This window comes from Kitasatospora sp. NPDC091257, from assembly GCF_044757675.1.
GTDB lineage: Bacteria > Actinomycetota > Actinomycetes > Streptomycetales > Streptomycetaceae > Kitasatospora > Kitasatospora lactacystinica.
On record NZ_JBIVVI010000544.1, the window covers coordinates 1 to 5,843 of the forward strand.

General features: G+C 74.2%; 7 protein-coding genes and 2 pseudogenes. 5 read left to right on the forward strand and 4 right to left on the reverse strand.

The genetic code is table 11. From position 1 onward, the window contains the following. Nucleotides 1-26 precede the first annotated feature (26 nt). Nucleotides 27-770, forward strand: a complete 744-nt coding sequence (locus tag ACIQOV_RS23845) for a tyrosine-protein phosphatase (RefSeq protein WP_401051521.1) — start codon at nt 27-29, stop codon at nt 768-770. A gap of 120 nt (nt 771-890) precedes the next feature. After that, nucleotides 891-1,652: a Clp protease N-terminal domain-containing protein gene (locus tag ACIQOV_RS23850; RefSeq protein ID WP_401051523.1), complete on the forward strand. Its 762-nt coding sequence runs from the start codon at nt 891-893 to the stop codon at nt 1,650-1,652. Between the two features lie 53 nt (nt 1,653-1,705). Here the strand turns inward: ACIQOV_RS23850 and ACIQOV_RS23855 are convergent, their stop codons facing one another. Further along, entirely contained in the window at nt 1,706-2,197 is a 492-nt protein-coding gene (locus tag ACIQOV_RS23855; protein ID WP_401051526.1) for an NUDIX domain-containing protein, read from the reverse strand. A 92-nt stretch (nt 2,198-2,289) separates the two neighbouring features. Between ACIQOV_RS23855 and ACIQOV_RS23860 the strand changes: the two are divergent. Next, nucleotides 2,290-2,481 (forward strand): annotated as a pseudogene (locus ACIQOV_RS23860) (STAS domain-containing protein); the annotation flags it as partial. Between the two features lie 45 nt (nt 2,482-2,526). Here ACIQOV_RS23860 and ACIQOV_RS23865 read toward each other — a convergent pair. From ACIQOV_RS23865 to ACIQOV_RS23875, 3 genes are all read right to left on the reverse strand, one after another. Continuing rightward, complete coding sequence (locus tag ACIQOV_RS23865) at nt 2,527-3,579, reverse strand: sigma-70 family RNA polymerase sigma factor (RefSeq protein ID WP_401051529.1); 1,053 nt, start codon at nt 3,577-3,579, stop codon at nt 2,527-2,529. 252 nt (nt 3,580-3,831) lie between these two features. Then, complete coding sequence (locus ACIQOV_RS23870; protein WP_380352428.1) at nt 3,832-4,104, reverse strand: hypothetical protein; 273 nt, start codon at nt 4,102-4,104, stop codon at nt 3,832-3,834. A gap of 194 nt (nt 4,105-4,298) precedes the next feature. Beyond that, a complete protein-coding gene (locus ACIQOV_RS23875; protein WP_359902101.1) occupies nt 4,299-4,565 on the reverse strand; it encodes a UBP-type zinc finger domain-containing protein in 267 nt (88 codons plus the stop codon). 212 nt (nt 4,566-4,777) lie between these two features. Between ACIQOV_RS23875 and ACIQOV_RS23880 the strand changes: the two genes are divergently transcribed. Together ACIQOV_RS23880 and ACIQOV_RS23885 are read left to right on the forward strand one after the other, a co-directional pair. After that, nucleotides 4,778-5,551, forward strand: a complete 774-nt coding sequence (locus ACIQOV_RS23880; protein WP_401051533.1) for an SDR family oxidoreductase — start codon at nt 4,778-4,780, stop codon at nt 5,549-5,551. A 68-nt stretch (nt 5,552-5,619) separates the two neighbouring features. Next, a pseudogene (locus ACIQOV_RS23885) lies at nt 5,620-5,843 on the forward strand (hypothetical protein); the annotation flags it as partial.

Consider the following 5,843-nt stretch of genomic DNA (forward strand, 5'->3'; position numbering starts at 1 on the left):
CCCCGCCGAGGAAAACGGGGACCCCCATGTACCGGACGACGCACGCGCCGAGCAGCACCGAGGACCGCACGCTCGTCTGGGACGGCTGCCTGAACGTCCGCGACCTGGGCGGCCTGCCCACCGCCTCCGGCCGGCCCACCGCCCACGGCGCGATGGTCCGGGCGGACAACCTCGACCGCCTCACCACCGAGGGCTGGGACGCCCTCCTCGACCACGGCGTCCGTACCGTGGTCGACCTGCGCAACGCCGAGGAGTACAAGCCGCTCCTCCCGCTCCCCGAGGACGTCGAGCTGGTCCGCGTCCCGCTGGACGAACTGGCCGGCCCTGCCTGGTGGGAGGCCCACGGACGACTGGACGGCACCCCGCTCGCGCTCCGCCCCTACCTGGACCACTGCCCGCACGCCGCCGCCGCGCTGGTCTCCGCGCTCGCCGACGCCCGCCCCGGCGGCGTGGTCGTGCACTGCGGCGCCGGCCGCGACCGCACCGGCCTGGCCGTCCTGCTGCTGCTCGCCCTGGCCGGGGTCGACCGGGCCGCGATCGCCGAGGACTACCTGATGAGCGGCCCCAACGTCCGTCCGCTGTACGGGATGCTGGGCCTGCCGGACCCGTACCGCCGGATCGACGCGGTGCTCGCCGAGGCCGGGACCACCGCGGAGGACGCCCTGGCGGCCGCGCTCGACGACTTCGACCCGGTCGGTTACCTGCTCGCGGCGGGTGTCGCGCCCGAGCGGATCGCCGCCGTCCGGGAGCGGCTGCTGCCCGCGGCGTAGCGCGGGCCCCCGAAGCCGCCGGGGCTCCGAAAGGGTTCCCCGGGACGCCCGGGAAGACTTCCGCAAACCATCGTCAACCGATGGTTGACGATCCCCGGATCGACAACCTACGGTTGACGCATGGAGAATCCCGTTGTTCCCAACAGCACTCCGCTGCGCCTCGACGACCTGATCGCCGCGATCAAGAAGGTCCACACCGACGCGCTCGACCAGCTCTCCGACGCGGTCATCGCCGCCGACCACCTCGGCGAACTCGCCGACCACCTCATCGGCCACTTCGTCGACCAGGCCCGCCGCTCCGGCGCCTCCTGGACCGACATCGGCCGCAGCATGGGCGTCAGCAAGCAGGCCGCCCAGAAGCGCTTCGTGCCCAAGGATCCGGGCGCCCCGAACGACCTCGACCCCAGCCAGGGCTTCAGCAGGTTCACGCCCCGGGCCCGCAGCGTCGTGGTGGCCTCCCAGGAGGAGGCCCGCAAGGCGGGCAACGCCGAGATCACCACGGCGCACCTGGTGCTCGGCCTGCTCGCCGAGCCCGAAGGCATCGGCATGAAGGCGCTCACCGCCCAGGGCGTCACCCCGGAGGCCCTGCGGGCGGTGGCCGCCGCCGCCCTGCCGGCCGCCGCCGACGACCTGCCGGCACTGATCCCGTTCGACGCCGAGAGCAAGAAGGCGCTGGAACTGACCTTCCGCGAGGCGCTCAAGCTCGGGCACAACTACGTCGGCACCGAGCACCTCCTGCTCGCCCTGCTGGAGCTGGAGAACGGCCAGGGCGTGCTGGCCGGACTGAAGGTGGACAAGCCCGCCGCCGAGGCCTTCGTCTCGGAGGCGATCGCCGCCATCGTCGCCGCCGCCCGGGACGCGGAGGCCGAGCCGCAGCGGTGAGGCCCCGTGCCCTGTCCCGGACGGAACTCCCGCCCGGGACGGGGCACGTGCGCTCAGAACCCGGAGACGTGGGTGGTGACGATCCGCACCCGGCCGTCCTCGGCCGCCTCCAGCGCCGCCCGCAGCCGGGCCGACCGGGCCGGGCCGAGCAGCTCCAGGGCGTCCTCGACCGACGCCCAGCGGTAGTCGTCCAGCTCGCCGGCCGGGACGGTCACGGGGGTGCCGTCCGGGACGTCACCGAAGTCGAACATGAAGTGCTGGGCGGGGTGGTCGAGTTCGGCCGAGGCGTGGGTCCAGGAGATGGCCAGCAGCTCGCCCGCCCGCCGGACGAGGCCGGTCTCCTCCTGCAGCTCCCGCTCGGCGCACTCCACCGGGCCCTCGCCGAGGTCGATCGTGCCGCCCGGGAACTGCCAGTGCTCGCGGTACCCGGCCTTCACGATCAGGATCCGGCCGGACCCGTCCCGCAGCAGGCACCCCGCCGCCGCGTAGATCCGGGGCAGGGAGGCCAGCCATTCCTCGCGGGACTTCAACGGCTCAGCCGTCACGGTGCTCCTCCTGGGACGGGGCGGGTTCGGTCGCCCCCACTCTGCCACCAGCCGACGACCGATGAGTCGAGGCCGCCCCGGCGGTCCTATCCGGCATGAATACCGTGGAAGCCGAACCGGAACGCCCCGTACTGACCTGCGACCTGGGCGCGCTGACCGCCCCCGACCTGGCCGTCGTCGACGCGCTCGCCCGGCTGCGGCTGGCCGCCGCCCGGCACGGAGTGGCCGTGGTGCTGCTGAACGCCGGCGGCCCGCTGCGCGAACTGCTGGCGTTCAGCGGCCTGTCGGCGCTGCTGCCGGGCGCGGCCGACCCCCCGGCCTTCGCGGAGCTACTCGGCGACGGAGTCCACGGCGGGCTCGACGGGCTCGGCGGGCTCGACGGCTTCGGCGGCGGACTCCGCGACCGGATCGGCCTCCAGTCGGGGCGAGAGGCCGAAGAGCGGGAAGAGCACGTCGGTGTCCAGGAAGTTGGTGAAGCCGGTGATCCGCCCCTCTGACGTCTCCGGCACGATCAGCGCCCACGGCTCGTACCCGCCCGCCGGACTCGGCCGGTACTGGCCGAAGGCCGGGCCTCCGTTGGCCGTCACCGGGAGCAGCCGGGAACCGCGGCAGCCGTGACCGGGGCCCAGCATCCACGCCCGGAGTTCGTCCCGCCCGCGCAGCCACATCGAGAACGGCGGCATGTTGAGCGTGACGTCCTCGTGCAGCAGCGCGGCGAGACCGTCCATGTCGTACGCCTCGAAAGCGCGGACGTAGCCGTCCAGCAGCGCGCGCCGGCCCTCGTCCAGCTCGGGGGCCGGCCGGGCCGCCGAGGCGTCGACGGCGAGCACCGCCCGGGCCCGCTGCAGCGCGCTGTTGACCGAGGCCACCGTGACGCCGAGCAGTTCGGCCACCTCGGCGGCCTTCCAGCCGAGCACCTCGCGCAGGATCAGCACCGCCCGCTGCCGGGGCGCGAGGCGCTGCAGCACCGCGACGAAGGCCAGCTTCACCGACTCGCGCTGGACGGCCACCTCGGCCGGGTCCCCCGTCTCGGGCAGCACCCGGCCGTCCGGCGCCGGACCGATCCACGTCACCTCGGGGAGCCGGGTGTCGTGCGCCGCGGCCACCGTGACCGGCCCGGCCAGGTCCATCGGCCGGGCCCGGCCGTTGCGGCCGTTCAGCGCGTCCAGGCAGACGTTGGTGGCTATTCGGTACAGCCAGGAGCGCAGCGCGGCCCGCCCCTCGAAACCCCGGTGCCCGCGCCAGGCGCGGACCATGGTCTCCTGCACCGCGTCCTCCGCCTCGAAGACCGAGCCGAGCATGCGGTAGCAGTAACCGGTCAACTCGGTGCGGTACCGCTCCAACTGGAGCTCGACCGGCTCCTCCGTGATCACGTCGGTCATCGTGCGCCCCGCCCCCGTCGTCCTGCCCCGTACCTGCACCGGTGCCTGTGCCCTGGTGAACGGGACGAACGTAGCGCACACCACTGACAACGACCGTGCCGACCGCGCTCAGGCGCAACAGCCCTGCGGGAACGGGCCGAAGCCGTCGCCGACCGGCCGCCGCGGGGGACGGGGAACGTCTGACGATGCGCCAGGAGCGCTCCGTCCGCTGTGCGGTGCAGTGCACCGCGGCACGGTCCGGTGCGGTGCGGCTCAGTGGGCGGAGTGCTTCTCCGCGCCACGGTGCCGGTGCCCCTTGAGCTCGGCGTGCATCGCCGGGGCGGCGTGCATCGTCGTGCCCGGCGCGTCCCTTCCACCGTGCCGGAACGATTCGCCGGCACCGTGCCCGGCGGCGGCGTAGGACATCGCGCCGGCGCTCGGCATCGGCGCGAACCGGGCGGGCGGGCTCGCCATGCCCCGGCGTTCCAGCAGTTCCTGGGTGCCCTGGCGGAGCTTGGCGGTGCTGCCGGGCGTTCGCTTGGTCATCGTCGGCCTCCCTTCGTCGGCCACCGGCCGGACGGACGCCGGCCGGTGGGGCCGAACGGGCTTTATGTCCGGATTTTATCCGGATCGCAGGTCCGTGCCAGTGCGGAAGGGATGTGCGGGCGCCACACCCGGGAGACGTCCGCGGGAGCCTGCGCGAGCGCCGGTACGCGGGCCCCGTCAGACGCGTGACCGGCTCAGCCCATGACCTCGTGGACGAAGCACCAACGCCAGTCCTCTCCCGGCTCGTAGGAGCGGATCACCGGGTGGGAGGTGTTGTGGAAGTGCGCGGTGGCGTGCCGTTGCGGAGAGAAGTCGCAGCAGCCGATGTGGCCGCAGTCCAGGCAGATCCGCAGGTGCACCCAGTCCCGGCGGCCCTGCTCCAGGCAGTCGGCGCAGCCGTCGGCGGGCGGCCGGGGCTCGATGTTCTGAGGGGCCAGAGCGAGGTCTTCGCAGGCGCTCATGACTGAAAGGCTATGCCGCCCCGGCACGGAACGCCCGCTCAGGGCGGCCACGGACGGGCGCCCCGAGGGTGGCACCGCCGTTCCCGGGTTCGCCCGTCCCAGGAAGGGCCGTCCCAGGAAGGGAGTTCCCGGGAAAAGCGCAACCCTGGGTAACCGCTCGCAGCCCGCGCAGAGTGGTCGGCACCGGCCCGACCGAACCTCTGGAGCCCCCGATGAGCCACCCCTCCGCCGCCGCCCGCACCGCCGACCGCACCGCCGTCGTCACCGGAGCCGCCAGCGGCATGGGCGCCGCCACCGCCCGCCTGCTCGCCGCATCCGGCGCCCGGGTCGCCCTGCTCGCCCGCCGCACCGAGCGGCTGGACGCCCTCGCCGCCGAGATAGCCGCCGCGGGCGGACGGGCGCTGGCCGTCACCACCGACATCACCGACCAGGCCTCGGTGGACGCCGCCGCGAAGACCGTCCACGACGCCTACGGCCCGGTCGACCTGGTGGTCAACAACGCCGGGGTGATGCTGCCCAACCCCCTCGCCGACGGCCGGATCGACGAGTGGACCCGCATGGTCGACACCAACCTCACCGGCGCGCTGCGGATCGTCCGCGCTTTCGGCTCCGACCTCACCGCGGCCGCCGCCGAGGGCCGCACCGCCGACCTGGTCAACGTCTCCTCGATCGCCTCGCACGTGGTCTTCCCCGACTACGCGGTGTACGGGGCCACCAAGGCCGCGCTCACCCAGCTGTCCGCCGCCCTGCGCAGCGAGTTCGGCCCGCGCGACGTCCGGGTCAGCGCGATCGAGCCCGGACTGACCGACACCGAACTCGCCGGGCACATCGACAACCCGGTGCTGCGCGAACAGCTCGGCGGCATGTTCACCGCCATCCCGGCGCTCGCGGCCGAGGACGTCGCCGACCTCATCGCCTACACCGTGAGCCGCCCCCGGCACGTCAACCTGCGCCACCTGGTCGTCCTGCCGACCCGGCAGGCGTAGGGCCGCGTCGTCCCGGCACTGCCGAATCCCCGCCCCTCGCCGGCGGACGGCATGGGAGCATGCCATCCGTGGCGATCGTGACGGGGAGAACGAACGGCGACACCGGCGGGGCCGACCCCGGCGGTGCGCCCGCACAACGGAAACGCGGCACGCGGACGCGGGACACCGGCGGCAGAAGTGGCGCCGGCACCGACAGCGGCAGCAGCGGCGACGGCACCGGGTCATCGGCCGACGGCACCGGAGTGTCCGCCGACGGCACCGGGGTACCGACCGACGGCAGCCCCGGAACGGC

Bases quoted from the DNA above. Each gene is read 5' to 3' on its own strand.
- ACIQOV_RS23850 (WP_401051523.1), top strand. From the start codon at position 891: ATGGAGAATCCCGTTGTTCCCAACAGCACTCCGCTGCGCCTCGACGAC.
- ACIQOV_RS23870 (WP_380352428.1), bottom strand. From the start codon at position 4,104: ATGACCAAGCGAACGCCCGGCAGCACCGCCAAGCTCCGCCAGGGCACC.
- ACIQOV_RS23845 (WP_401051521.1), top strand. From the start codon at position 27: ATGTACCGGACGACGCACGCGCCGAGCAGCACCGAGGACCGCACGCTC.
- ACIQOV_RS23865 (WP_401051529.1), bottom strand. From the start codon at position 3,579: ATGACCGACGTGATCACGGAGGAGCCGGTCGAGCTCCAGTTGGAGCGG.
- ACIQOV_RS23880 (WP_401051533.1), top strand. From the start codon at position 4,778: ATGAGCCACCCCTCCGCCGCCGCCCGCACCGCCGACCGCACCGCCGTC.
- ACIQOV_RS23875 (WP_359902101.1), bottom strand. From the start codon at position 4,565: ATGAGCGCCTGCGAAGACCTCGCTCTGGCCCCTCAGAACATCGAGCCC.